Raw genomic sequence first — 23,813 nt, 5'->3', positions numbered from 1 at the left:
CGAGGGTCCCGCCCACACGCGGCCGAGCACGTTCTCCCTCCGGTGACGGCCTCGACCCGGCGCGCCCGGCCGCCGTCCCTCCCGCCGCCCCTCCCGGCGGCCCCCGCCCGCCGCCCACCGCCACTGCCCGCCTCCCTGGTCCGGGCGGTTCCCGACACCTCATGGCCGTCGGGCCGCAGCCGTCGGGCGAAGCCCGTATTGAGCGATTGCTCAAATCCGCCTATGCTCCGTTTGAGCGACCGCTCAAAACAGGGAGGGTGTCATGTCGGAGCAGGGCGTACGGCCACCGCGGCGGACCGCCGCCAACTGGGTGCTGGCCGGGCTGATCGCGGCCTTCGGGCTGGTGGTCTTCACCATCACGGTCCGCGCGGGGCGGGCCGACAGCGCCCTGCTGTTCGTGGCCCTCCCGGTGATCCTCGCGGCGGCCCTGGCCCTCTCCCCCGGCCGGACGACGCACGGCCGGGTCTTCGTGGTCACCACGATCGCGCTGCTGCTGGCGGCGGTGGCGCTGCACGAGGGGGCGGTCTGCGTCATCCTGGCCGCCCCGCTGGTGTACGCGGTGGCGCACGGCACGACCGCGCTGATCCGCGCGCTACGGGACGCCTCCCGGGTGTACCCGGCCCTCGCCGTGCCACTGCTGCTCCTGCCCGGTCTGGAGGGCAGCGGGGTCGGGCCCCGGCTGGATCCGGAGCAGTCGGTCGAGGTGGTCCGGGTGGTGGCGCTGCCCGTCGACCGGGTCACCGAGCGGCTCGCGGCCGGCCCCCGGCCCGTCCCGGTCCGGTCCGTGCCGTTGCGGCTGCTGGGCGCGCCCACCCCCACCGAGGTCAGCGGCGACGGCCTGGCCGTGGGTGACCGCTGGATGTTCGGCTACCACGGCAGCGCGCACGGGCCGGGCGGGCACCTGCTCGCCGAGGTCGAGACCGCCCAGCCGCAGCAGGTCACCTTCCGCTTCGTCGAGGACACCTCGATCACCGCCCGCTGGTTCACCTGGCGGCACGCGGACCTGCGCTGGCGGGCGGTCGACGCCGGGCACACCGAGGTCCGGATCAGCGTGGACTACCGGCGCGGCCTCGACCCGTCCTGGTACTTCGGCCCGGTGCAGCACGTTCTGCTCGGCGAGGGGGTCGGGCACCTGCTGGACATGACGGTCCCGCGATGATTGTCGCCCGCCACCTGAGCCTGGCGGTGCCCCTGCTGGCCGTGCTCGCCGCCGCCCGGCTGGAGCGGGACCGGAACGTCCGGGCGGCGGCGCTGCTGGCCTTCGTCGCCGGCGCCGTCGGCATCGCGGCGCTCGACGAGGCGGCCCGGCGCACCGGCTGGTACGCCTTCGCACCCGTGCGGGGCGCGTACCGGGGGCTGCCGGTGGACCTGTGGATCGGCTGGGCCGCCCTGTGGGGCCCGCTGCCGATGCTGCTGCGACGGGTCCTCCCACTGCCGCTGGCGCTGGGCCTGCTGCTGTGGTTCGACGCCGTGGCGATGCCCGCCCTGCACCCGCTGGTCCGCCTCGGTCCGCACTGGCTCGTCGGGGAGGCCGTCGGGCTGCTCGCCGTGGCCCTGCCCGCCCAACTGCTCGGCCGGTGGTGCGCGGACCGCCGGCACCTGGCCGCCCGGGCGCTGCTCCAGGTCGGCCTCTTCGCCGCCCTGCTGCTGTGGTTCGTGCCAACGCTGGCCTTCGAGCTGGGAGACGGTTCCTGGGCCGGGCTCACCGGGCTGCCCGCGTCCCGGCTGCTGCTCGTCGCGCAGGTCGCCCTGCTGGTGGCGACGCCGGCGCTCGCCGCCGTGCGGGAGTTCGCGGTCCGGGGCGGCGGCACCCCGTACCCGTGGGATCCGCCCCGGCGGCTGGTCACCACCGGGCCGTACGCCTACCTGGCCAACCCGATGCAGCTCGGCGCGGTGGCCCTGGTGCTGCTGACCGCCGCGGTGACCGGGAGCCTGGCGCTGGCCGGCGCGGGCGCGGTGGCGGTCGCCTTCGCGGCGGCGGTCGCCGGGCCGCACGAGGAGCACGACCTCGCCGGCCGGTACCCGGAGGGCTGGCGGGCGTACCGGGGGCGGATCCGGAACTGGTGGCCGCGCTGGCGGCCGTACTCGTCGGGGCCGGACGCGGTCCTCTGGCTCGACGACGGCTGCGGGCCGTGCGCGGCGGTGTGGCGTTTCCTGGCCCGCCGGCACCCGGTGGGCCTCGCCCTCCGGCCCGCAGCGACGCACGACGGGGTGCTGCGGCGGGCGGAGTACGTGGGCGCCGACGGCCACCGGGAACGCGGGGTGTCCGCCGTCGCCCGCGCGCTCGAACACGTCCACCTCGGCTGGGCGCTGGCCGGCTGGACGCTGCGGCTGCCCGGGGTCGCCTGGCTCGCGCAGTTGGTGACCGATGCGATGATCGCACCGCCGCATCCGGCCAACGCCCGACGAGCCGGAGAGGCCGGCACGCAAGTAGCCGGAGCCGGAGAAGCCGGCACGCGAGAAGCCGGCACGCGAGGAGAGGGATGTCCGACACCAAGCAGCGCCTCCTGGACGGCGCCGTCGCCGCGATCCGGGAGCACGGCATCGCCGGGGTCTCGGCCCGTACCATCGCCGCCGCCGCCGGGGTGAACCAGGCGCTGGTGTTCTACCACTACGGCAGCGTGGACGACCTGCTCGCCGCTGCCTGCCGGGCCAGCACGGTCGAGCGGATCGGGCACTGGTCGGCGCGGCTGGCCCGGGCCGGCTCGCTGCGTGAGCTGCTCGCCGTCGGCCGCGCCCTGCACGAGCAGGAGCGGGAACTGGGCAACGTCTCGTTCCTCGCCCAGATGCTCGCCGGGGCGCAGACCGACGCGCGGCTGGCCGCGCCGACGGCCGACGCGCTCCAGCTCTGGGTGGACGAGATCGAGGCCGTCCTGGGTCGCCTGCTCGCCGGGTCCCCGTTCGCGGAGATCGCGGACGTGCCCGGCCTGGCCCGGGCCGTGTCGGCCGCGTTCATCGGGCTGGAGCTCTACGACGGGGTGGACCGGGCGGCGGCCGAGCAGGCGATGTCCGCGCTCGACCAGCTCGCGGTGCTCATCGAGATCGTGGACGACCTGGGGCCGATCGCCCGGCGGGCACTCCAGGCCAAGGTCAACCGGGCGATCCGGCGGGACTGAGGGACGGCCCGGGAGCCCGGGCCCGGCACGGCCGGGCCGGGCCTCGACAGGGCGCGCGGCCCAGGTGACGGTTCAGGCATTGGGTCGGGCAGCGGATCAGGGCGCACGGGTCAGGCGGCGGCGAGGATCTCGTCGCCGACGGCGGCGAGCTGGTCGGCGCCGACCTCGACCGCCGTCAGGTAGTGCCGCAGCCAGGAGCGCAACCCGTCCGGGGTGCCGGTGGCGAAGGCACCGGCCGCGCCGACGTACTCCGGCTCGCGCTCGCGGTGGCCGACATCGGCGCCGACCAGCCCGCGCGGGTCGAAGCCGGTGGACATCAGCACCAGCCGGGCGGCGCCCCGGGCCACGACCCCGGACGGCCCGGCGAACGGACGCAGGTTGAGCAGCTCGCCGTGCACCACGGCGGCCAGCACCAGCGGGGGCACGGTGGTGCCGCCGGCGACCAGCCCGGCCAGGCCGTCCAGCCGGGCGCCGACCACCGGGTCGGCCACCGGCCGCCCCAGCTCGTCGGCGGGTACGACGTCCCGGGCGGCGAGCACGTGCAGCCGGGCGAGGACCTGTCGGGGCGCCTTCGGCCAGCGCTCGGTCAGCCCGGGCAGCGCCCCGGCCACCCGCAGCGCGCCCTGGAGCACCGGGTCGGTGACCGTACCGGCGCGGACCGCCTCGCGGTCGTGGGCCGCCCCCTCCAGGGCGGCGCTGGCCACGGCACAGCGGAGGCTCACCTCGGCCGCGACCTGGCCGCCGTGCCGGCGCAGCGCGCGGTGCCGCAGCGCCTGGTCGACCCGCTCGCGGGCCCGGTCGACGGCGGGGGCGATGTCGGCGAGCGCGAGCAGCGGGGCGAGCGGGTCGGTGGTCACCCCGTCACGCTAGCGACCCGCCGGCCCGCCGGGTGCGAAGGGCACCCCTCCCGGCCGGAGGCGCTCGACCGGGTCTCGGTGCCGGCGGCCCGACCGGCGTGCCCGGGCGCCAGGGCCGGCCGGAGGGGCTACAGGCGACAGTTCGGCGCGTGGCGGGGGCCGCTCGGCGCGCGTGTGCTCCGGGAGCTGTCGCGGGCGTCGACCGCCCCGACTAACCTCTGCGGGGGTAGGAGACGCAGGTCACGGATGCGACGAGGGAGTCACCGCATGAGCGAGGCACTGGCCAATCTGCTGAACGAGACCCGGCAGTTCCCGCCCCCGGCCGAACTCGCCGCGAACGCCAACGTCACCGCTGACTCGTACGCCGAGGCCGCCGGGGACCGGCTTGCCTTCTGGGCGGCGCAGGCCGGGCGGCTGGCCTGGGCGAAGCAGTGGGACCAGGTGCTCGACTGGTCGAACCCGCCGTTCGCGAAGTGGTTCGTCGGCGGGCGGCTCAACGTGGCGTACAACTGCCTGGACCGGCACGTGGAGGCGGGCCGGGGCGACAAGGTGGCCATCCACTGGGAGGGCGAGCCGGGCGACACCCGGACCATCACGTACGCCGACCTGCACCGGCTGACCTGCCAGGCGGCGAACGCGCTGACCGAGCTGGGGGTGACCGCCGGCGACCGGGTGGCGATCTACCTGCCGATGGTGCCGGAGGCGGCGGTGGCCATGCTGGCCTGCGCCCGGATCGGCGCCACCCACAGCGTGGTCTTCGGCGGCTTCTCCGCCGACGCGCTGACCAACCGGATCCAGGACGCCTCCGCCAAGGTGGTGATCACCGCCGACGGTGGCTACCGCCGGGGCAAGCCGTCGGCGCTGAAGCCGACGGTGGACGACGCGGTGGCGAACTGCCCGTCGGTGGAGCACGTGCTGGTGGTCCGCCGCACCGGCGAGGAGGTCGCCTGGACGGCCAAGGACCGGTGGTGGCACGAGACGGTGGAGCAGGCGTCGACCGAGCACGCCGCAGAGCCGTTCGACGCCGAGCACCCGCTGTTCATCCTCTACACCAGCGGCACCACGGCCCGGCCGAAGGGCATCCTGCACACCACCGGCGGGTACCTGACCCAGACGGCGTACACGGCGCACGCGGTGTTCGACCTGAAGCCGGAGACGGACGTCTACTGGTGCACCGCCGACATCGGCTGGGTGACCGGCCACTCCTACATCGTGTACGGCCCGCTGGCCAACGGCGCCACCCAGGTCATGTACGAGGGCACCCCGGACACCCCGCACAAGGGCCGGTTCTGGGAGATCGTCGACAAGTACCGGGTCAGCATCCTGTACACCGCCCCGACGCTGATCCGGACGATGATGAAGTGGGGCGAGGACATCCCCGCCGGCTTCGACCTGTCCTCGCTGCGGCTGCTGGGCAGCGTCGGCGAGCCGATCAACCCCGAGGCGTGGATGTGGTACCGGCAGCACGTCGGCCGGGGCGAGCTGCCGATCGTGGACACCTGGTGGCAGACCGAGACGGGCGCGATCATGATCTCGCCGCTGCCCGGCGTCACCGAGGCCAAGCCGGGCTCGGCGATGACCCCGCTGCCCGGCATCGTCGCCGACGTGGTCGACGACCAGGGCCAGTCGGTGCCCAACGGGGGCGGCGGCTACCTGGTGCTGCGCGAGCCGTGGCCGTCGATGCTGCGCACCATCTGGGGCGACGACAACCGGTTCATCGAGACGTACTGGTCCCGGTTCGAGGGCATGTACTTCGCCGGGGACGGGGCGAAGAAGGACGACGACGGGCACATCTGGCTGCTGGGCCGGGTGGACGACGTGATGTTGGTGTCCGGCCACAACATCTCCACCACCGAGGTCGAGTCGGCGCTGGTGTCGCACCCGTCGGTGGCGGAGGCGGCCGTGGTGGGCGCGACCGACCCGACCACCGGCCAGGCGATCGTGGCGTTCGCCATCCCGCGTGGCACCGCCGACACCTCCGGCGAGGCGGGCGAGAAGCTCATCACCGAGCTGCGCAACCACGTGGCGAAGACCCTCGGCCCGATCGCCAAGCCGCGGCAGATCCTGCTGGTGCCGGAGCTGCCGAAGACCCGGTCCGGCAAGATCATGCGCCGGCTGCTGCGGGACGTGGCGGAGAACCGGTCGCTGGGCGACGTGACCACCCTCCAGGACTCCTCGGTGATGGAGCTGATCTCCTCCGGGATGGGCGGTGGAAGGTCCGACGAGGACTGACCCGAACGCGACGGGAGGGCGGGGCCGGCCGGCCCCGCCCTCCCGTCTTGCGTCCCTCGTGGACGGTCTGAACGTCCCGCCGCTGGTCGGCCCGGGCCGCCATCGGCTGCTTCGCCCTCCACGGCGACGATGATGCGATCGACATCTGTCGTTTACTGGCAGGTCTGTCAAGGTGATTGCCGTCGGGGTCATGGTGTTGCGGCCCACCGGTCCTGGCCGGACGCGGCGGTGCCGGACGCGGGCCCCGTGATCGGACGGTCGGAGGAGGCGTAACGGGCTGAACGGCCAGAGGCACCATCCACCCCTGTCGGACGGGGCCCGCTCTCCCTTAGGTTCAGCCGCATCGGTCGGTTCGACGGATGTCACTGTGCGTCGAACCGACCGGATTCCTCTCCCACGCCCCGAGAACGGAGCGGCATGCACACTAATCCGCGCACCGGGTCACGCCGACGACTACTCGTCGCGCTGCCCGCCATCGCCCTCGCGGCCACGGCACTGACCGTGACCGGAACCGCGTCGGCCGAGACGTCCCGCCCTGCCCCAGCCATGATCGGGGCGGACGAGTACTACATCAACTACGCCGAGCCCGAGGTGCAGCCGGACAGCGGCGGCAAGGAGGTCAAGGGCACCGACGGGGTGTACACCGCCGCGGCGGACGAGTCCCGGGCGTACGACCGCAAGTTCGCCGCTGGCAACCCGGTGACCGCGAAGCAGCTGGCGAAGCTGGAGGCCAAGTCGGTCCAGACCGGCAAGAGTCCCCGGAAGATCAAGCAGGCCCCGAGCACCCAGACCGCCAAGCTGCTCACCCTGCTGGTGGAGTTCAACGACCAGGCCAACGACGACTTCACCGGCGTGATGGTCCCGAAGACGGTGTTCGAGGACCGGACCTGCGTTCCCGGCACCGTGCAGAACGGGCCGAAGCACAACAACATCGCGAACCCGGCGGCCCTGCCGCACGAGGACAACAACTCGATGTGGGTGCCGGACTTCTCCCCGGCCCACTACGACAAGATGCTCTACACGAAGAAGGGCATCACCGAGCGGGTCCGCACGGACCTGACCGGGCCGGACGGTAAGCCGGGCGTTAGCCTCGCCGGCCGGACCATGCACAACATGTACCTGGAGATGTCCAAGGGCGCGTACACGGTGGACGGGCAGGCCAGCCCGTGGATCACTGTGCCGCACTCGGAGGGCTGGTACGCCGCGTCGCGCTGCTTCCAGGACGAGAACGGCGACTGGGTCGCCGGCCGCGAGCAGGCGATGAACGGCCACCCGAACAACCCGGCCGGGGCGGGCCGGCTCGCCACGGACGCCATCGACGCCCTCGCCGCGATGGACCCGAGCTTCCCCTGGGCCGACTACGACATCGAGGACCAGGCCGACCGGGACGGCGACGGCAACCTGTTCGAGCCGGACGGCGTGATCGACCACCTGGTGCTGGTGCACGCCGGCCAGGGCAAGTCCCGTGGCGGCGGTGCCGAGGGCACCTACGCGGTCTGGGCGCACTCCTCCACCGTCCCCGGTGGCTACACGATTCCCGGCACGAACCTCAAGGCCGCGAACTACATCGTGCAGCCGGAGGACGCCGGGGTCGGCGTGTTCGCCCACGAGTTCGGCCACGATCTGGGCCTGCCGGACCTCTACGACACCTCCGGCAACGCCGACTCCGACGTGGACTTCTGGGACCTGATGGCCTCCGGGTCGCACAGCGGCGAGATCTTCCAGGCGCTGCCCACCCACATGGGCATCTGGGACAAGTGGGTGCTCGGCTGGGCCGAGCCGGAGACCGTCTCCCCCGGCTCCGACCCGCGCGTCATCCGGGTCGGGCAGACCTCGCGCACCCCGGTCGGCACGGCGGACGGCATCAAGGTCGACCTGCCGGACAAGGTGATCACCCTCGCCACGCCGCACAGCGGCACGAAGATGTGGCACGGCGGGGCCGACCAGAACTGGGCCGACGTCAAGCTGTCCCGCACCGTGAGCGTGCCCTCGGCGGCCGACGCGAAGTTCTGGATGTGGAACAACTACGTCATCGAGGAGGACTGGGACTTCGGCTTCGTCGAGCTGTCCACCGACGGCGGGGCGACCTGGTCGGAGCAGAAGGTCTACGACGCCGCCGGCGCGCTGGTCACCACCGATGACAACTACGCCGACCCGAACGGCCGGATGGCCGACTTCGGCGGCAAGCGGTACGGCCTGCACGGCTCCACCGGCGGCTGGCGGCACGACTACGTCGACCTGTCGGCGTACGCGGGCCAGACCGTGCAGCTCCGGCTGCGCCAGGCCACCGACGAGGCGTTCGTGGAGCGCGGCTGGTTCGCCGACGACTTCTCGGTCACCGGCGGCGGGGCCACCACCTGGAGCGACGACGTCGAGGGCGGCACGAACGGCTGGACCGCCACCGGCGGCACGTTCACCGACACCACCGGCGCGGGCTGGAACGTCAACACGGGCACCGAGGTCCGGGCGCACTTCTACCTGGCCGAGTGGCGCAACTTCGACGGCTTCGACAAGGGCCTGAAGTACACGTACGACACGGTGTACTCGCACGAGGCGTGGAAGGTCGACCGGATCTCCTACAACGCCCCGGGCATGCTGGTCTGGTACCGGGACACCGCGCTCGGCGACGTCAACCACGTGACCGGGCAGATGACCGCCCTGCCGAGCTACGGCGCGAAGGGCGGCCTGCTGATCGTCGACTCGCACTTCGACCCGTACCGGCGGCAGGGCGCGGCGGCCGAGAAGGACCCGTCGGTGCTGGACAACCTGCCCAGCCGGCCCCAGTCGTCGAACGCGGCGTTCGGCCTGAACAAGACGAAGCCGTTCACCGAGTGCCTTGAGGCCACGGACGAGCCGTACAGCGAGTACTGCACGAGCTTCCCCGCGCAGCCGGCGGTGCCGGGCTTCACCGATGCCAAGACCTGGTACCCGGGCATCGAGATGCGCAACGGGTCGCCGTACGCCCGGGACAACGACGCCTCCGTGGTGCTGCCGTCGCGGGGCAACGCGCCGTACACCACCCGGGTGGTCAACCCGGACGGTACGCCGGCCCGTTCGTTCTACGGCGTCACGCTGGGCGGCGGGGCGATCGTGCTGGGCAACGGCAACCCCGCCAGCCAGAACGTGCACTACGGCGTCACGCTGACGGTCAAGCGGACGTCGTCGGACAACGCCGTCGCCTCGGTGCGGGTGACCGCGGCGCGGCCCTGACCCCTTCGGCGTCAGGACATCGGGCGGGGCCCGTCCGGAGCACACTGCTCCGGGCGGGCCCCGCCTGCGTCGTCGGCCGGCAACCCGCAGAACTCGGTGAAGGTGGCCGGCACCGGCACCACGATCACGATCATGACGCAGGGCAAGAAGCCGACCGACAACATGGTCGTCGTGGTCAGAAACTGATCCTCGACCAACCAAGGGGCCGGTGGCGGCGCCGCCACCGGCCCCTCCCGTCTGCGGGGACGCCTACTGATCGAGCTTCGTCACTGCAATTTCTGACCCGGCGTCCGGGCTGCTCAGCCAGTCAGGGAACGGCGGAGGTGTGACGGTGAAGCGCATTCCCGACAAGAGTTTGCAACAAATCGACGTACGCATCTTCCCACCTGCCCCAGGAGACTCTATGTTCACCATTGGTCCCACTAGTGGGACGTCTCACCGGCCCCTACCCCCGTTGGGCCGGTTCCTTCACACCGGAGGTACCACGTGCGGAAAGTCGCAGTGGGTCTGCTCGGGCTTTCGTTGACGGCGACGGGACTGGTGGTCGGCACGTCCGCCAGCGCCGCGCCGACTCCGAAGCTCCCGGCGACCGCCCCGTCGGCCACCGAGGCCACGGCGGATCACGATCTGCCGGACAAGTTCGAGGACAAGCGCCGCGCGCTTCGTCAGGAGGGACTCAGCGAGGTCCTCTCCGGCCGGGCCAAGGCGCAGAAGATCAACGGCAGCACCGTCGTCAAGGTCGGCGAGACCGCCGGCAGCGCGGCGGCGAGCGTCGGCGCCCGGAACGCCAAGGCGGGCCAGCAGGACCAGTACGTCGAGCTGGCCCGGGAGCGGACCGACAAGATCTTCGTGATCCTGGCCGAGTTCGGCGACGAGCGGGACCCGGCGTACCCGGACAAGGACATCAACCCGGACATCGCCGGTCCGACCGTCTTCGACGGGCCGCTGCACAACCAGATTCCCCAGCCCAACCGCGCGGTGGACAACTCGACCGTGTGGCAGGCGAACTACAGCGCGGACTACTTCCGCAAGCTGTACTTCGGCACCGGGCAGGGCGACGAGTCGGTCAAGCAGTACTTCGAGGCCCAGTCGTCCGGGCGCTACACCGTGGAAGGCCAGGTCAGCGACTGGGTCAAGGTCAAGTACAACGCCGCCCGCTACGGCCGTTCAAACGACCCGAAGGCCGACAACGACCCGACGGGCGACCCGGCGGTCTGCTCCGACGACAACTGCCAGAACACCTGGGACCTGGTCCGCGACGCCGCCAACCAGTGGGTCGCCGACCAGAAGGCCAAGGGCCGCACCGACGCCCAGATCAAGGCCGACATGCAGTCCTACGACCAGTGGGACCGGTTCGACTACGACGGCGACGGCGACTTCAACGAGCCGGACGGCTACATCGACCACTTCCAGATCGTCCACTCCGGCGGCGACCAGGCCGACGCAGACCCGCACCAGGGTGAGGACGCGATCTGGAGCCACCGCTGGTCGGCGTACAACACCTCGCGCACCGGCCCGCCGAACTTCCCGATCGGCGGCACCCAGATCGGCAACACCGGCGTCTGGATCCGCGACTACACGGTCCAGCCGGAGAACGGCGGCCGGAGCGTCTTCTACCACGAGTACGCGCACGACCTGGGCCTGCCGGACGACTACAACAACCTCAACGGCGGCGACAACAACAACGAGCACTGGACCCTGATGGCCCAGAGCCGGCTGGCCGCCAAGGAGGACGCCGGCATCGGCGACCGCGGCGGCGACCTCGGCGCCTGGAACAAGCTCCAGCTCGGCTGGCTCGACTACGAGGTGGTCAAGGCCGGCCAGAAGAAGACCCTGGAGCTGGGCCCGCAGGAGTACAACTCCGCCAAGCCGCAGGCCGCCGTGGTGGTGCTCCCGCAGCGGGAGTACACCTTCGACTACGGACAGCCGTTCGAGGGTGCCAAGCAGTTCTTCTCCGGCAACGACGACGACCTGGACAACACGCTGACCAGGACGATCGACCTCACCGGGAAGACCTCGGCGGCGCTGTCGCTCAAGGGCCGGTTCAACATCGAGTCGGGCTACGACTACCTCTTCTTCGAGGCGTCGACCGACGGCGGGGCCACCTGGGGCGCGCTGCCCGGCACCGTGGACGGCAGGCCGATCCCGCCGGTGTCGAACACCGACCCGACCCCGGGCCTCAGCGGCAGCAGCGCGGGCAAGTGGACCGACATCAACATCCCGCTGAACTCGCTGGCCGGCCAGGTCGTGCAGTTCCGCTTCCACTACCTCACCGACGGCGGCCTGTCCGCGGGCGGCTTCTTCGGTGACAACATCACGGTGACCGCCGACGGTCAGACCGTCTCCAACGACGGCGCCGAGACCGGCACCGGCGACTGGGCTGCCAAGGGCTGGAGCATCGTCGCGGGGTCCTACACCCGGCTCTTCGACAACTACTACATCGCCGGCCACCGGAAGTACGTCTCGTACGACAAGTACCTGAAGACCGGCCCGTACTACTTCGGCTACAACAACACCCGCCCGGACTACGTGGACCACTACGCGTACCAGGAGGGCCTGCTGATCTCGTACTGGAACCTGCGGTTCGCAGACAACGACACGTTCGAGCACCCGGGTGAGGGTCGGAACATGATCATCGACGCCCACCCGGCGCCGCTCTACAACCTGACCGGCAACCCGTGGCGGGCCCGCGTCCAGGTCTACGACGCGACGTTCGGCCTGCGCAAGGCCGACTCGTTCACGCTGCACATCAACGGTCAGGCCCAGTACGTCCGGGGCCAGGCCGCGCAGCCGCTGTTCGACGACACCAAGCAGTACTGGTACTCGGAGCTGCCGAACCACGGCGTCAAGCTCCCGGCCACCGGCACCAAGATCAGGGTGGTCGAGGAGAACGGCACCTCGGTCAAGGTCCGCTTCTCCTGATCCACTGATCCACTGATCGACCGCACCACCGCGATGCCCGGGCAGCTCAGCTACCCGGGCATCGCCCTTTTCACCCCGGCCCCCGCCGGCCGCCCCGAACGCCGGGACGGGTGGGAGCGCCAGCGTCATAGGCTGTGGTCATGACCGAGCAGCGTGGCGGGGCCGTCGACGAGACCTGTGTCCTCACCGAGGGGCCGTGGACGCACCGGTTCGTCGGCGCGAACGGCAGCCGCTTCCACGTGGTCGAGGCCGGCACCGGCCCGATGGTCCTCTTCCTGCACGGCTTTCCCGAGCACTGGTGGGCATGGCACGACATCCTCCCCGCGGTGGCCGACGCGGGTTTCCGGGCGGTCGCGGTCGACCTGCGCGGCTACGGCGCCAGCGACAAGCCCCCGCGCGGGTACGACGGCTACACCCTCGCCGCCGACGTCGCCGGCCTGATCCGCGGCCTCGGCGAGCGTTCCGCCACCGTGGTGGGCACCGGGGCCGGCGGCCTGATCGCCTGGACCGTCGCCTCGTTCCACCCGTCGCTGGTCCGCCGGCTGGTGGTGCTCGGTGCCCCGCACCCGCTCCGGCTGCGGGCGGCGATCTTCGCCGACCCGCGCGGCCAGTTCGCCGCCTCGACGCCGACCCTGCGGTTCCAACTCCCCCGCTACGAGCACGTGCTGACCCGCGACGAAGCGGCGGCCGTCGAGGAGGTGCTGCGCCGCTGGGGCGGGCCGCGCTGGGTGGACGGTCCGGACTTCGCCGCGTACGCCGAGCGCTGCCGGGAGGCGATGCGGATCCCGCAGGCCGCCTTCTGCGCCCTGGAGGGCTACCGGTGGGCGTTCCGGTCGGTGCTGCGACTGCACGGCTACCGGTTCGTCCGGCTGATGCAGAAGCCCCTGATCACCCCGACGCTCCAGCTTCACGGCGCGCTGGACACCGCCTCCCTGCCGCGTACCGCCCAGGGCTCCGGCCGGTACGTGGTGGCCCCCTACGAGTGGCGACTGCTGGACGACGTCGGGCACTTCCCGCACGTCGAGGCCCGGGACGTGGTGCTCGGCGAGATCCTGCGCTGGGCCAAGTCCTGACCGGCGGAAGTCAGGCAGCGGCTGAGTCAGCGGGCGACCCGCTTCCCCGTCCGCGCTGTCAGAGGCGCTGCTCGCGCAGGTCGGCGACCTCACGGGCCGGGGCCCAGCCCTGGTACACCCCGAAGTCGAAGACCTCCAGCCCCATCGCCCGGGCCACCGGCCAGCGCCCGCCGGTGTACTCCACCCGCAGCCAGCCGTCGTGCTCGGCCAGCACGATGAACGGCTGCCCCTGCCAGGTGCAGGTGGTCCGGACGTACGCCAGCTCGTCGATCTCGGCCGCCGGGAGCACCCGGACGTACCGGCCCGGGCGGATCTCCTCGAACCCGTCGCCGGGCTCCGGCTGGTACAGCCGGACGTCGTCACCGTCCGGGCTGGCCTGGTACTCCCGCCCGCCCCAGCGGGCCACGTAGCCGTCGCGCATCAGGACTCACCGACCTGTCGCCAGAGCAGGGCGTCGGTGTCCAGGATCGCGACCATCCGCTCGGTGCCGTCCGCGCCGATCCGCCACAGCTCCGCGCCGTGCGGCAGCCGGGCGCTGTCCACCTTGAACTCCGCCACCACGTCGCTGCTGTCGCCCGGGGCGAAGCCGTTGCCCCGGAACGGTGGGCGCTCGATGACCCAGCCCTCCATGGCCCGCATGGCGCCCTCGTTCTGCCCGCCGTACGGGATCCGGTAGAGGCTCGGCCGGTGCGCCGGCCAGCGCAGCACGTAGATCTGCGCGGCGTCCCGGGAGAACGGCGATTCCGGGTACCCGAGACCCAGCGCGTCGTGCAGTTGGGCGGGGGTGTTCAGGTGAGCCAGTTCGTTGGCCCGGTGCACGAAGCCGGAGACCCGGTCGTAGCCGCGCTCCAGGTAGTAGGTGAGCTGGCTCGGGGCGACCGCCTTCTGCATCACCACCGGCAGGTTCGGGTCCACGGGCGGTGGGACGTGCCGGGCGGCACCCGTGGACGGCTCGGCGGCCGGCTGCGGCCCGGGCTCCGGCTCGCTCCCGGCGTCGTCGCCGAGCCCCACCTCGGCGGCCCAGTTGGCCAGCGCCACGATCTCCCCACCGGGCAGCTTCGCGCCGACCGGCGTGTTCGGGTTCACCGCGAACGACCAGGCCTCGTCGGGCCAGCGGCGGATGAGCTGGACGAACTTGACCCGTACCGTCTCCACCGGCTCGGCGACGTGGTCGGCCAGCCGCTCCGGGGAGGTGTGCACCACGACGTACGTCTCGCCGTCCAGCCGCTCGGTTCGCCAGACGAAGCCCGGGTCCCCCGGCCGGCTGTCGGGCGCCGAGTCGGGTGCCACCGGCAGCAGCACCCGGGCCAGCAACAGCGTGGAGAGGAAGCTGTCGGTGCTGCCGGTACCGGCGGCGGTGAGCAGGTCCTCCTCCACCTCGTTCGCCGGCTGGAAGTCGGCCGCCGGGGCGGTCGCCGCCGGCTCCGGCTCCCGCGCCGCCACCGGCTCCCCGGCTCCCGCCGGGCCCGGCTCCCCGGTGGCCGACGGGGCGGGCACCGGCTCGGCCGACACGGCGTCGACGTCGGGCACGGGGTCCACGCCCGGCCCGGGATCCACGGCCGGCACGGGGTCCACGGCCGGCACGGGGTCCACGGCCGGCGCGGGATCCACGGCCGGCCCGGGGTCGACGTGACCGGAGGCGGCCGGGCGGAACAGCGACCCGACCGACGGGTCCGGCGCGGACGGCGTCGACGGGGTGAACAGCAGGGCCGTCGGGCCCGGCTCGTCCGGGGCGGGCGGTCCGGAGACCGCGCCGGCCTCCACCGGGGCACCGGGCGGTACCGGTACGCCCTGCCCCGGGTCAAGGTCGCCCCGGGTCGGGCCGTGGCCACCCTGGCTCGGATCCGGGGGGCCGTGGTCGGGAACGGACGGCGGTGCGGGCCAACCGAGATCGGAGACCGGGTCGATCCGGTCGAGTTCGGGCACCGGATCGAGCCCGCCGAGGTCGGGCGTCGACGTCGGAATGCCGCCGAGGGGGGACGGGCCGGGGGCGACGCCCGACCCGGTGGCCGGCTCGGTCGCCGGCAGGTCCCGCGCCTCGATGATGGTGCCCTCGATGACGATGGGCGAGAAGGAACGGCGGGAGGCGGGCGGCCCGGAGACCGGCTCCACCGCCGACGTCGGCAGCTCCTCCGCCTCCTGCTCGACGGGTGCGGCGGCGGGTTGCTCCGCAGGGGACCGGGCGGGCTCCTCGCCGTCCGCACCAGGGCGGGGACGCGGGAACGCCTGGGCCGCGCCGGCCCCGGGTCGACGACGTGGCAGGCCGCCGCCGTCGGCCCCGATGGGACGGGTCGGCTCCTCCCCACCGGCCGGGCCGAGGGGACGGGTCGGCTCCTCCCCACCGGCCAGGCCGAGGGGACGGGTCGGCTCGGCCGCCAGCGCGCCACCGGGCACGCCGAAGGGACGGGTCGGCTCGTCGCCCGGCGCGACGGGCCGGAACGCCTGAGTCGGCTCCGCCTGCGGCGACGTCCGGGTCGGCTCCGGCGGCGCGCCGCCGGGACGCAGGGCCTGGGTGCGGTCGTCGGCACCGGCGGGGCCGGGACGGGGTGAGGTCGCCTCCCCGGGCCGGAACGCGCGGGTGGCCTCCCCGGGGTCGACTGCCCCGGTACGCAGGGCCTGCGTCCGCTCCTCGGGCCCGACGTCAGCGGGTCGGAGCGCCCGGGTCACCTCCTCCGGGCCGGCACCACCGGGGCGGAACGCCCGAGTCACCTCCTCCGGGCCGCCACCACCCGGGCGGAACGCCCGAGTCACCTCCTCCGGGCCGCCACCACCCGGGCGGAACGGCTCGGGCTGCGGCGCGGACGGGACCGCACCGGCGGGCGGGAACGCCACCGTCGACGGCTCCGCGGCGGCGGGGTGGAAGGCGTGCGGCGGTTGCTCGGTGACCGGATCCGAGGCCGGACGCCGCCGGGGGAAGGGCTGGCTTCCTCCGGTGAACCGGGACGGCGGGGCGGCCCGCTCAGCGGGACGACGGGACTCGCCGAGCGGCCGGGCGGCCCGGCTGCGGCCGGACGCCGGCTCGAAGAAGGAGGCGGGAGGGATGGGCGGGGCCGCCGGCTCGCTGGGCCGGCCGTTGCCGCCCCCGCCCTCCACCTCACCCGCGGGGGGCGCCTCGGGCGTCCGCCGCCGGGAGACGTTCAGCCACGCCGACCCGGCCGGCGCCGGGTCGACGCCGTTCGGCCCGTCGGCCGCGGCGGGGCCAGGTCGGCCGTCCACGTCTCCCGGCCGGTACGGCGCACCGGCTGCGGGCTCGCCCGCCCCGCCGGACGACCGGAACGACGGCCCGGGTGAGACCGGCTCCGGCGGCACGGTGGTCAGCGGAACGATGGCCGGGGGCGCGGCGGCCAGCGGCGCGGTGGGCGCCTCGGCGACGTACGGCTCGGTCGTGGGGCGGCCCGGCGGCGGTCCCGCCACCGCAGGCTCCGACGGGTTTGGCACCGGCGACATCGGGGCGTCCCGGCCCGGGACCACTGCGGTGGCCCTGGTCCTGGCGACGTTCTCCGCGCGCTCCAGGCGGGCCCGGGCGCCCATGGTGCGGCCGGGCAGCCGCACGTCGCCCCGGGACAGTTGGGAGACGAACCAGGCGGGAAGATACCCCTCGATGGGCAGGCCCGGGTTGACCGCCAGCCACCACTCGTGGTTGGGCCAGTCGACGGCGAGGTCGGCGTACGCGCTGCGGCGGCTGGCCGCCGGGGCCCCGCCCAGGCAGGCCTGCAACGCGGCGGACGAGGTGAACGCCAGCACGTGCGTGCGGCCACCCGTGGTCCAGGTCCCCCAGCCCATCGGGGCCTGCCCGGACAGCGCCTGCGCGGAGACCGGCAGCAGCAGCTCGGTGCGGGCCAGGACGCGGAAGTAGAGCTCCTGGTCGTTGGCGCGGAGCGCGTCCCGCATCGCCGCTTCGGCCTCGGTAGCCGGCTCCCAGTCGGTCACGGCCACCTCTCCTCCCGCGAACAGGCCATAGGCATCGCGTACAACCTACAAGGTGGTAACAAGATCACAATGGCTGGCCGGCGACGCCCCGCCGACCGATCCCGACAGGACTAACATCCTGTTCCGGAGCCGACACGATACGGAGGCGATCGATGCCCCGGCCCACCGCGCGCCCGATCCTCGCCGCCGCGGCGGTGGCCATGCTGACCGTGCTGCCCGCCGCCCCGACGCGCGCGGCCGACCCGTGGCCCACGCCGGACCGGCCCGGCACCGTCGACCCGGGGGGTGCGGGCAGCCCCCGCGCGGCCGGGCCGGTCGGCGCGGCGAACAGACCTGACCCGGCGGGCTCTCCGGGCCCGGTCGGCCCGGTGGCCGCGGCCCGCGCGGCGACGCCGGGGTGCGCCACCCCGCTCGCGCCCGTCCGGCCGGTCGCGGCCACCCCCTGGCCCCAGCTCCGGTACGCCCCCGAGCGGCTCGCCGCCCTGGCCACCGGGGCCGGGATCACCGTCGCGGTGATCGACTCCGGGGTCGACCGGCGGCACGCGCAACTGGCCGGCCGGGTCCTCGACGGGGCCGACTTCCTCGACCCGGGCGGCGACGGTGGTCGGGACTGCGCCGGGCACGGCACCGGCGTGGCGAGCGTCATCGCCGCCATGCCGCGGGCCGGCGTCGCGTTCCAGGGGCTCGCCCCCCGCGCCCGGATCCTGCCGGTGCGGGTCAGCGAGCAGCAGGTCGTCGAGGGGCGCGAGGCGGGGCGGACGGTGGGCGCGGCGGACTTCGCCCGGGCGATCCGCTGGGCCGTCGACCACCACGCCGACGTGCTCAATCTCTCCCTCGTGCTGTACGCCGACCATCCCGACGTCCGGGCGGCGGTCCGCTACGCGGTGGCCCGGGACGTGGTCGTGGTGGCCGCCGCCGGCAACCTGCACGATGGCGGGAACCCGCGCCCGTACCCGGCCGCCTACGACGGGGTGCTCGGGGTGGGCGCGATCGGCCCCGACGGCCGGCGGGCCGGCTTCTCACAGGTCGGCCCGTACGTCGACCTGGTCGCCCCCGGCGGGGAGGTGCTGACGGCCGCGCCCGGGCAGGGGCACCACCGGGTCGAGGGCACCAGCTACGCCGCCCCGTTCGTGGCGGCCACGGCGGCGCTCGTCCGGCAGTACCGGCCGGAGTTGACCGCCGCCGAGGTGTCGCAGCGGATCGTGGCGACGGCCGATCCGGCCCCGGGTGACGGCTCGGGCGACGGGTACGGCGCCGGGGTGCTCAACCCGTACCGGGCGGTGACCGAGACCGGCGCGGGCCCGGCTGGCCGGAAGCGGGGCGCCGGGGCGCTGCCGGCGGACCGGCCCGATCCCGCCCTGCTCGCCCGGCAGGCCCGACGCGCGGCGGCCCGGGACCGGGCGCTGGCCGTCGCCGCCGGCACCGGCACCGCCATGGCAGGTGTGGTGCTGCTGGCCGTGGTGCTCCCCCGGGCCGCGCGTCGACGGTGGCGGCCGGCGCCCTGAGACCCCACCCGGCACCCCGCCGGACGAGGTGTCGCCGAGCCGGACCCGAGTGCCGCCGAGCCGGACCCGGGTGCCGCCGAGCCGGAGCACCGCCGGACCCGGGTGCCGTCGGACCGCGCCGGACGGACCGGGGCACCGTCGGACGCGCGGGGGCCGTCCCGGCGGTGCCCGGAACTACCGTCGGACGCCGCCGGGGACGGCTCACTGGAACAGGTTGACGTTCCGCTTCTCGGTGTCGAGGTAGTCGGACGCGGAGTCGTCGACGGCGAGCTTGATGTCGCGCAGCATCGCCTGGAGGTCCTGCGAGGCGGACCGCCACCGGGCCTGGCGCTGCTCGTACGCCTGCCGGGCCTCGCCGTCCCAGCCCGCCACCAGCGGCGCGGCGTCCCGTTCGAGCTGCCCGAGTTGGTTGTCCAGCGTGTTCAGCGCCCGCTGGATGTCCGCGCCGGCCTGCTGCAAGGCGGCGAAGTTGACGACCAGCACACCGTGCTCCATCGGATGATCCCCTTTCCGGGAAGGTGCTACAGCGGCAACTGGATGCCGCGGTTGGTGCCGGCGACCCGGCTGGCGGCCTCGCTGTCGGAGGCGTCGTACTGCTGGCCGGCGGTGCGGATGGCGGAGGCGGTCTCCCGCAGCGCCCGCTGCAACGCCGCCTGGTCCTGCGACCATTGCTGCTTCACCTGCTCGAACGAACGCCCACCGGCGCCCCGCCAGGCCTGCTGCAACACCTCCAACTCGGCCAGCAGGCCGGTCAGCATGGCCTGCAGGGACTGGTCCACCTGCTCGAACTTCGCGGCGGTCTGCTGCATCACCGCGGCTTCTGCCTGGGTCTGGGACACCCCGGACGTCACCTCGTCTCCTCGATTGGTGGCTGGCCGTCGGCCGCGCCCGCGCGGACGCGCCGCTCGCCTCGCCGGCGGGCGGCGCCGGTGCGGGTGAAGGGCTCAGCGAACTCGTCGCTGACGGTAGCCGTCCGGTGGCGGTTCTGCTACCCCGTGCGCTCCCCTGTGGACAACTACGGGCCCCGCCACGTCGGGCCGGAGTCATACGATGACGCTGCGGCACCGGCCGCACCGACGCCGTGGCTCCGTCCGGCGTCGCCGGGTGAGCGCTGGGGAGGCGCGGTGACGGTCAGCACGGCCCCGGCCCAGCCGGCGCACCGGCAGCCGCTGCCACCACAGTGGATCCCCGCCGCCGGCCCGCGACCGCCGGCCGGGCCGCGGGTCGGCCAGGTGGTCGCCGCTCAGGTGGCGGTGGCGGCGGTCGCCGCGGCGGTCGGCCGGGGCGCGGTGGCGACCGGGGCGGCCGTGCTGCTGGCCGCGGCACTGCTGGCGGGCGCGTGGGTGCGGGTTCGGGGCCGCTGGCTGTTCACCTGGTTCGGCGTCGCCGTCGGCCATCTCTGGCGACGGCGCGCCCCGACGCCCGCCGCCGGCCCGGGCCCCCTGCTGGAGCTGCTCTCGCCCGGCGCGACGGTACGCGCGGCGGAGCTGGCCGGCGGCCCGGCCGCGGTGGTCGACGACGCCGGCGGGCTGACCGCCGTGCTGGAGATCGGCGACCCGGGCGACCTGCTCGGCGACGGCCCCCGTGGCCTGCCCGCGCCGTCGACGCTGCTGCCGCCGGTCTCCCCGGAACTGCCCCCGGTCCGGCTCCAACTGCTGTTCAGCGGCTCACCCGCGCCGGCCACCACGGCCGGGGGCAGCACGGTGGCGACCTCGTACCGGCAGCTCACCGAGGGACGGCTGGCCGGGCGGGACCGGGCGCTGCTCGCCATCCGGGTGCTGCGTGTCGTCGGGTGGACCGACGAGGACCTGCGGATCGCCCTCTCCGGCGTGCTCCGGCGGATCGTCCGCCGGCTCGGGCCGGTGACCGCCCGCCCACTCGGCACGCACGCCGCGCTGCGCGTACTGGCGGACCTGGCCCACCACGACGACGGCGACCCGGTGCTGGAGTCCTGGCCGACGGTGCGGACCGGGGCGCTGTTGCAGACCACGTTCCGGGTGCGCCGCGGGCCGGACGTGCGCACCGACGGCGGGCGCCGGCTGGTGCCCCGGCTGCTCGTCCTGCCGGCGGCGGCGACCACGGTCTCGCTCTGCGTCGGGCCCCGCACCGGCGTCGGCGGCGCGGACCCGCCGGCCGAGCTGACCGTACGGCTGGCCGCCTGGACGCCCGGCGAGCTGTCGGTGGCGGCGCAGACCCTGCGGGGGCTGGTGGACTCGGCCGGCGGCGAGGTGGACCGGCTCGACGGCCAGCAGCTCCCGGCGCTGGCCGGCACGTTGCCGCTCGCGTCGGCGGTCCCGGGCCCGGCCGTCGACGCCGCCGCCCTGGACGCGCTGGAGTTGCCGGTCGGCGAGGCCGGGCTGATGGTGGGCACCAACCGCCGGGGCGGGGCCGTGACGATCCGCCTGTTCCGGCCGGAGGGCACCCGGTTGATGCTGGTCGGCGGGGTCCGCGCCGCGCAGTTGGTGGCGTTGCGGGCGATGGCGCTGGGTGCCCGGGTGGCGGTGCAGACGACCCGGCCGAGGGCGTGGGAGCGGTTCGTCCGGGGCGTCGGCGCGCCCGGCGGGCCGATCCCGGTGCTGCCGCCCGGCCGGCCGGTGGGCGGCGCCCCCGCCTCGGCACTGCGGCCGTTGCTGCTCGTGGTGGACGCCGGTCCGATGCCCCCGGCCGCCGGGCCGGGTCGGGCCTGGCGCTCCACCCTGGTGGTTCGGGACGACCTCACCCCGGCCGACGTCGACCCGTTGGGCCGGGCCGACCTGGCCGTGCTGCAACCGCTGAGCCCCGCCGAGGCCACGCTCGCCGGGGCCGCGCTCGGCCTCGGCGGGTCGGCGGACTGGCTGACCCGGATCCGGGAGGACATGGTGGCGGTGGTGAACGGGCGCACGCTGCGCTGGGCGCTGCTCTCGCCGACCCCGATCGAGTCGCAGCTGATCGGCCGGCCCGGGCGGGCTGACCGGGCGGGCTGACCGGGCGGGCTGACCGGGCGGGCGCTCGGCAGCCCACGCGGCCGGTCAAGGGTTCCGCCGGTGGCGGGTCCGTGGCACCATCCGTGACCATGGGTTTCCTGAAGGGTCTACTGATCCGGCTGGGCGGCACGGCGCTGGCCTTCTGGCTGGCCACCCTGCTCATCCCGGGCATCACGCTCGACACGGGCTCGGCCACCGATGCGGTCGTCACGCTGGTCCTCGTCGCCGTGATCTTCGGCGTGGTGAACGCCGTGCTCCAGCCGATCATCAAGACCGTCGGCTGCGGCTTCTACCTGCTGACCCTGGGTCTGATCGCGCTGGTGGTGAACGGCCTGCTCTTCCTGTTGACGAGCTGGATCGCCGGCGAGGCCGGGCTGCCGTTCCACGTGGACGGCTTCTGGCCGGAGGCGGTGCTCGGCGCGCTCTTCGTCGGCGTCGTCACCTGGCTCCTGGGCGCCCTGCTCGACCGCGACTGAGCGTCCCCGTGGGGGCCAGTGGGCGGGAATTGGCTGGCGAGGAGCCGCAGCCACGGGGTTAGCGTCGGGGCGTGATCACCCTGACCCGCGACGACGGCCACCTGCTCAGCACCGACCCGGCCCGGCTCGACCTCGACCTGGTGCACCGCTGGCTCTCCACCGACGCGTACTGGGCGCTCGGGCGGGACCGGGAGACCGTGGAGCGGGCGTTCGCCGGCTCGCTGCCGTTCGGCGTGTACCGGCCCGGAGACGGTCGCCAGGTCGCGGTGGCCCGGGTGGTCACCGACGGGGTGACCTTCGCCTGGCTCTGCGATGTCTACGTGGACCGGTCCGCCCGGGGGCACGGGCTGGGCACCTGGCTGGCCGGCGCGGTCCGCGACCACCTGGCCGGGCTCGGCGTACGGCGGATCGTGCTGGCCACCGCCGACGCGCACGGGGTGTACGCGAAGGTCGGCTTCACCCCAGTCGCCCCGGACCGCTGGATGGAGTACGACCAGCGGGTGAGCCAGCTCACCGGAAAGGAACCAGAGCCCACTTCACCCCTTACGGTGGAGCCGTGACCCCGATCCGCCTCGGATACCTCTACGGCCTCGGCGCGTACCTGCTCTGGGGCTTCTTCCCGCTCTACTTCAAGCTGCTCGAACCGGCCGGGCCGGTGGAGATCCTGGCGCACCGGATCGTCTGGTCGGTGGTGTTCGTGGCGCTGCTGCTCGCCGCGCTGCGCAACGTCGGCTTCCTGCGCGCGCTGGCGCGCCGCCCGCGGGCGCTGGCCGGGATCGCCGCCGCCGCCGCGCTGATCGCCCTCAACTGGGGCACCTACATCTACCTGGTGAACTCCGAGCGGGTGGTGGAGACCGCGCTCGGCTACTTCATCAACCCGCTGGTGTCGGTGCTGCTCGGGGTGACCGTGCTGCGCGAGCGGCTGCGCCCCACCCAGTGGCTGGCGCTGGGCATCGGCGCGGCGGCGGTGGGTGTGCTCACCGTCGACTACGGCCAGCTGCCCTGGCTGGCGCTCACCCTGGCAGTCACCTTCGCCGCCTACGGGCTGGTCAAGAAGCGGCTCGGGCTGCCGGCGGCGGAGGGGCTCTTCGTGGAGTCGGCGGTGCTGGCCCTGCCCGCCCTCGGGTACCTCGGCTGGCTCACCGCCACCGGGGGCGCCGCGTTCGGCCACGTCTCCGCCGGGCACACCGCGCTGCTGGTGCTGGCCGGGGCGGCGACCGCGATCCCGCTGCTGTTCTTCGCCGGCGCGGCCAACCGGCTGCCGCTGACCGCGCTGGGCATGCTCCAGTACGTCGCCCCGATCCTCCAGCTCGGCTGCGGGGTGCTGATCTTCCACGAGCCGATGCCCCCGGCCCGCCTGGCCGGCTTCGCCCTGGTCTGGCTGGCCCTGGTGGTCTTCACCACCGACGCCCTGCGCCACGCCCACCGCGCCCGCCGCGCCGCCGTCCCCGCCGATCTTGCACTCGCGGCCCCCGGTTCGCCGCATTAGTCGGCTCCGCCGGGGCCGCAACTGCAAGATCGCGGCGAGG

General features: G+C 74.3%; 18 protein-coding genes. 12 read left to right on the top strand and 6 right to left on the bottom strand.

The genetic code is table 11. The features are described 5' to 3' along the window. The first annotated feature begins 262 nt into the window (after positions 1 to 262). Genes C5N14_RS13605 through C5N14_RS13595 form a run of 3 tightly spaced genes read left to right on the top strand, consistent with a single transcriptional unit; the run spans position 263 to position 3,116 of the window. On the top strand, positions 263 to 1,159 hold the full coding sequence (locus C5N14_RS13605) for a hypothetical protein (RefSeq protein ID WP_117668454.1): 897 nt from the start codon (positions 263 to 265) through the stop codon (positions 1,157 to 1,159). Beyond that, positions 1,156 to 2,589 carry a methyltransferase gene (locus C5N14_RS13600; RefSeq protein WP_117668453.1) on the top strand — a complete coding sequence of 478 codons (1,434 nt, stop codon included), beginning with the start codon at positions 1,156 to 1,158 and terminating at the stop codon, positions 2,587 to 2,589. The genes C5N14_RS13605 and C5N14_RS13600 overlap by 4 nt, the downstream gene beginning before the upstream one ends. After that, positions 2,484 to 3,116: a TetR/AcrR family transcriptional regulator gene (locus C5N14_RS13595; RefSeq protein WP_117668452.1), complete on the top strand. Its 633-nt coding sequence runs from the start codon at positions 2,484 to 2,486 to the stop codon at positions 3,114 to 3,116. Before C5N14_RS13600 ends, C5N14_RS13595 begins: the two co-directional genes overlap by 106 nt. A 110-nt stretch (positions 3,117 to 3,226) precedes the next feature. Here C5N14_RS13595 and C5N14_RS13590 read toward each other — a convergent pair whose 3' ends face one another. Beyond that, positions 3,227 to 3,973, bottom strand: a complete 747-nt coding sequence (locus C5N14_RS13590) for an oxidoreductase (RefSeq protein ID WP_117668451.1) — start codon at positions 3,971 to 3,973, stop codon at positions 3,227 to 3,229. 267 nt (positions 3,974 to 4,240) lie between these two features. Here C5N14_RS13590 and acs point away from each other — a divergent pair, with 267 nt between their 5' ends. Together acs and C5N14_RS13580 are read left to right on the top strand one after the other, a co-directional pair. Then, on the top strand, positions 4,241 to 6,205 hold the full coding sequence (acs, locus tag C5N14_RS13585) for an acetate--CoA ligase (RefSeq protein WP_117668450.1): 1,965 nt from the start codon (positions 4,241 to 4,243) through the stop codon (positions 6,203 to 6,205). 417 nt (positions 6,206 to 6,622) lie between these two features. Next, complete coding sequence (locus C5N14_RS13580) at positions 6,623 to 9,415, top strand: immune inhibitor A domain-containing protein (RefSeq protein WP_117668449.1); 2,793 nt, start codon at positions 6,623 to 6,625, stop codon at positions 9,413 to 9,415. An 11-nt stretch (positions 9,416 to 9,426) separates the two neighbouring features. Here the strand turns inward: C5N14_RS13580 and C5N14_RS13575 are convergent, their stop codons facing one another. After that, positions 9,427 to 9,639 (bottom strand): hypothetical protein, encoded by a 213-nt coding sequence (locus C5N14_RS13575; RefSeq protein WP_117668448.1) that lies wholly within the window; start codon positions 9,637 to 9,639, stop codon positions 9,427 to 9,429. Positions 9,640 to 9,916: 277 nt separating this feature from the next. On the opposite strand from C5N14_RS13575, the gene C5N14_RS13570 reads away from it, so the two are divergent. Both C5N14_RS13570 and C5N14_RS13565 read left to right on the top strand, forming a co-directional pair. Beyond that, complete coding sequence (locus C5N14_RS13570) at positions 9,917 to 12,337, top strand: immune inhibitor A domain-containing protein (RefSeq protein WP_117668447.1); 2,421 nt, start codon at positions 9,917 to 9,919, stop codon at positions 12,335 to 12,337. 140 nt (positions 12,338 to 12,477) lie between these two features. Continuing rightward, positions 12,478 to 13,410, top strand: a complete 933-nt coding sequence (locus tag C5N14_RS13565; protein ID WP_117668446.1) for an alpha/beta fold hydrolase — start codon at positions 12,478 to 12,480, stop codon at positions 13,408 to 13,410. Between the two features lie 58 nt (positions 13,411 to 13,468). On the opposite strand, the gene C5N14_RS13560 is transcribed toward C5N14_RS13565, so the two are convergent. Next, entirely contained in the window at positions 13,469 to 13,834 is a 366-nt protein-coding gene (locus tag C5N14_RS13560; RefSeq protein WP_117668445.1) for a hypothetical protein, read from the bottom strand. Then, complete coding sequence (locus tag C5N14_RS13555) at positions 13,831 to 17,340, bottom strand: SseB family protein (RefSeq protein ID WP_117668466.1); 3,510 nt, start codon at positions 17,338 to 17,340, stop codon at positions 13,831 to 13,833. Before C5N14_RS13555 ends, C5N14_RS13560 begins: the two co-directional genes overlap by 4 nt. 152 nt (positions 17,341 to 17,492) lie before the next feature. Between C5N14_RS13555 and mycP the strand changes: the two genes are divergently transcribed. Continuing rightward, positions 17,493 to 18,845: a type VII secretion-associated serine protease mycosin gene (mycP, locus tag C5N14_RS13550; RefSeq protein ID WP_243639557.1), complete on the top strand. Its 1,353-nt coding sequence runs from the start codon at positions 17,493 to 17,495 to the stop codon at positions 18,843 to 18,845. Positions 18,846 to 19,046: 201 nt separating this feature from the next. Here the strand turns inward: mycP and C5N14_RS13545 are convergent, their stop codons facing one another. After that, positions 19,047 to 19,340, bottom strand: coding sequence for a WXG100 family type VII secretion target (locus C5N14_RS13545; RefSeq protein WP_117668444.1), 294 nt, complete (start codon positions 19,338 to 19,340; stop codon positions 19,047 to 19,049). Positions 19,341 to 19,366: 26 nt separating this feature from the next. Continuing rightward, a complete protein-coding gene (locus C5N14_RS13540) occupies positions 19,367 to 19,684 on the bottom strand; it encodes a WXG100 family type VII secretion target (RefSeq protein ID WP_117668464.1) in 318 nt (105 codons plus the stop codon). 285 nt (positions 19,685 to 19,969) lie between these two features. Between C5N14_RS13540 and eccE the strand changes: the two genes are divergently transcribed. From eccE to rarD, 4 genes are all read left to right on the top strand, one after another. Further along, positions 19,970 to 21,808 (top strand): type VII secretion protein EccE, encoded by a 1,839-nt coding sequence (eccE, locus tag C5N14_RS13535; RefSeq protein ID WP_207892729.1) that lies wholly within the window; start codon positions 19,970 to 19,972, stop codon positions 21,806 to 21,808. A gap of 89 nt (positions 21,809 to 21,897) precedes the next feature. After that, positions 21,898 to 22,284 (top strand): phage holin family protein, encoded by a 387-nt coding sequence (locus tag C5N14_RS13530; RefSeq protein WP_117668443.1) that lies wholly within the window; start codon positions 21,898 to 21,900, stop codon positions 22,282 to 22,284. A 71-nt stretch (positions 22,285 to 22,355) separates the two neighbouring features. Then, on the top strand, positions 22,356 to 22,844 hold the full coding sequence (locus tag C5N14_RS13525) for a GNAT family N-acetyltransferase (RefSeq protein ID WP_117668442.1): 489 nt from the start codon (positions 22,356 to 22,358) through the stop codon (positions 22,842 to 22,844). Continuing rightward, complete coding sequence (gene rarD / locus C5N14_RS13520) at positions 22,841 to 23,773, top strand: EamA family transporter RarD (RefSeq protein ID WP_117668441.1); 933 nt, start codon at positions 22,841 to 22,843, stop codon at positions 23,771 to 23,773. Before C5N14_RS13525 ends, rarD begins: the two co-directional genes overlap by 4 nt. The last annotated feature ends 40 nt before the right edge of the window (positions 23,774 to 23,813 follow it).

This window comes from Micromonospora sp. MW-13 (genome assembly GCF_003434305.1).
Taxonomy (GTDB): domain Bacteria; phylum Actinomycetota; class Actinomycetes; order Mycobacteriales; family Micromonosporaceae; genus Micromonospora.
This window is presented reverse-complemented; position numbering and strand designations above follow the sequence as displayed.

Bases quoted from the DNA above. Each gene is read 5' to 3' on its own strand.
- C5N14_RS13565 (WP_117668446.1), top strand. From the start codon at position 12,478: ATGACCGAGCAGCGTGGCGGGGCCGTCGACGAGACCTGTGTCCTCACC.
- acs (WP_117668450.1), top strand. From the start codon at position 4,241: ATGAGCGAGGCACTGGCCAATCTGCTGAACGAGACCCGGCAGTTCCCG.
- mycP (WP_243639557.1), top strand. From the start codon at position 17,493: ATGCCCCGGCCCACCGCGCGCCCGATCCTCGCCGCCGCGGCGGTGGCC.
- C5N14_RS13530 (WP_117668443.1), top strand. From the start codon at position 21,898: ATGGGTTTCCTGAAGGGTCTACTGATCCGGCTGGGCGGCACGGCGCTG.
- C5N14_RS13545 (WP_117668444.1), bottom strand. From the start codon at position 19,340: ATGGAGCACGGTGTGCTGGTCGTCAACTTCGCCGCCTTGCAGCAGGCC.
- C5N14_RS13580 (WP_117668449.1), top strand. From the start codon at position 6,623: ATGCACACTAATCCGCGCACCGGGTCACGCCGACGACTACTCGTCGCG.
- C5N14_RS13595 (WP_117668452.1), top strand. From the start codon at position 2,484: ATGTCCGACACCAAGCAGCGCCTCCTGGACGGCGCCGTCGCCGCGATC.
- C5N14_RS13605 (WP_117668454.1), top strand. From the start codon at position 263: ATGTCGGAGCAGGGCGTACGGCCACCGCGGCGGACCGCCGCCAACTGG.
- C5N14_RS13600 (WP_117668453.1), top strand. From the start codon at position 1,156: ATGATTGTCGCCCGCCACCTGAGCCTGGCGGTGCCCCTGCTGGCCGTG.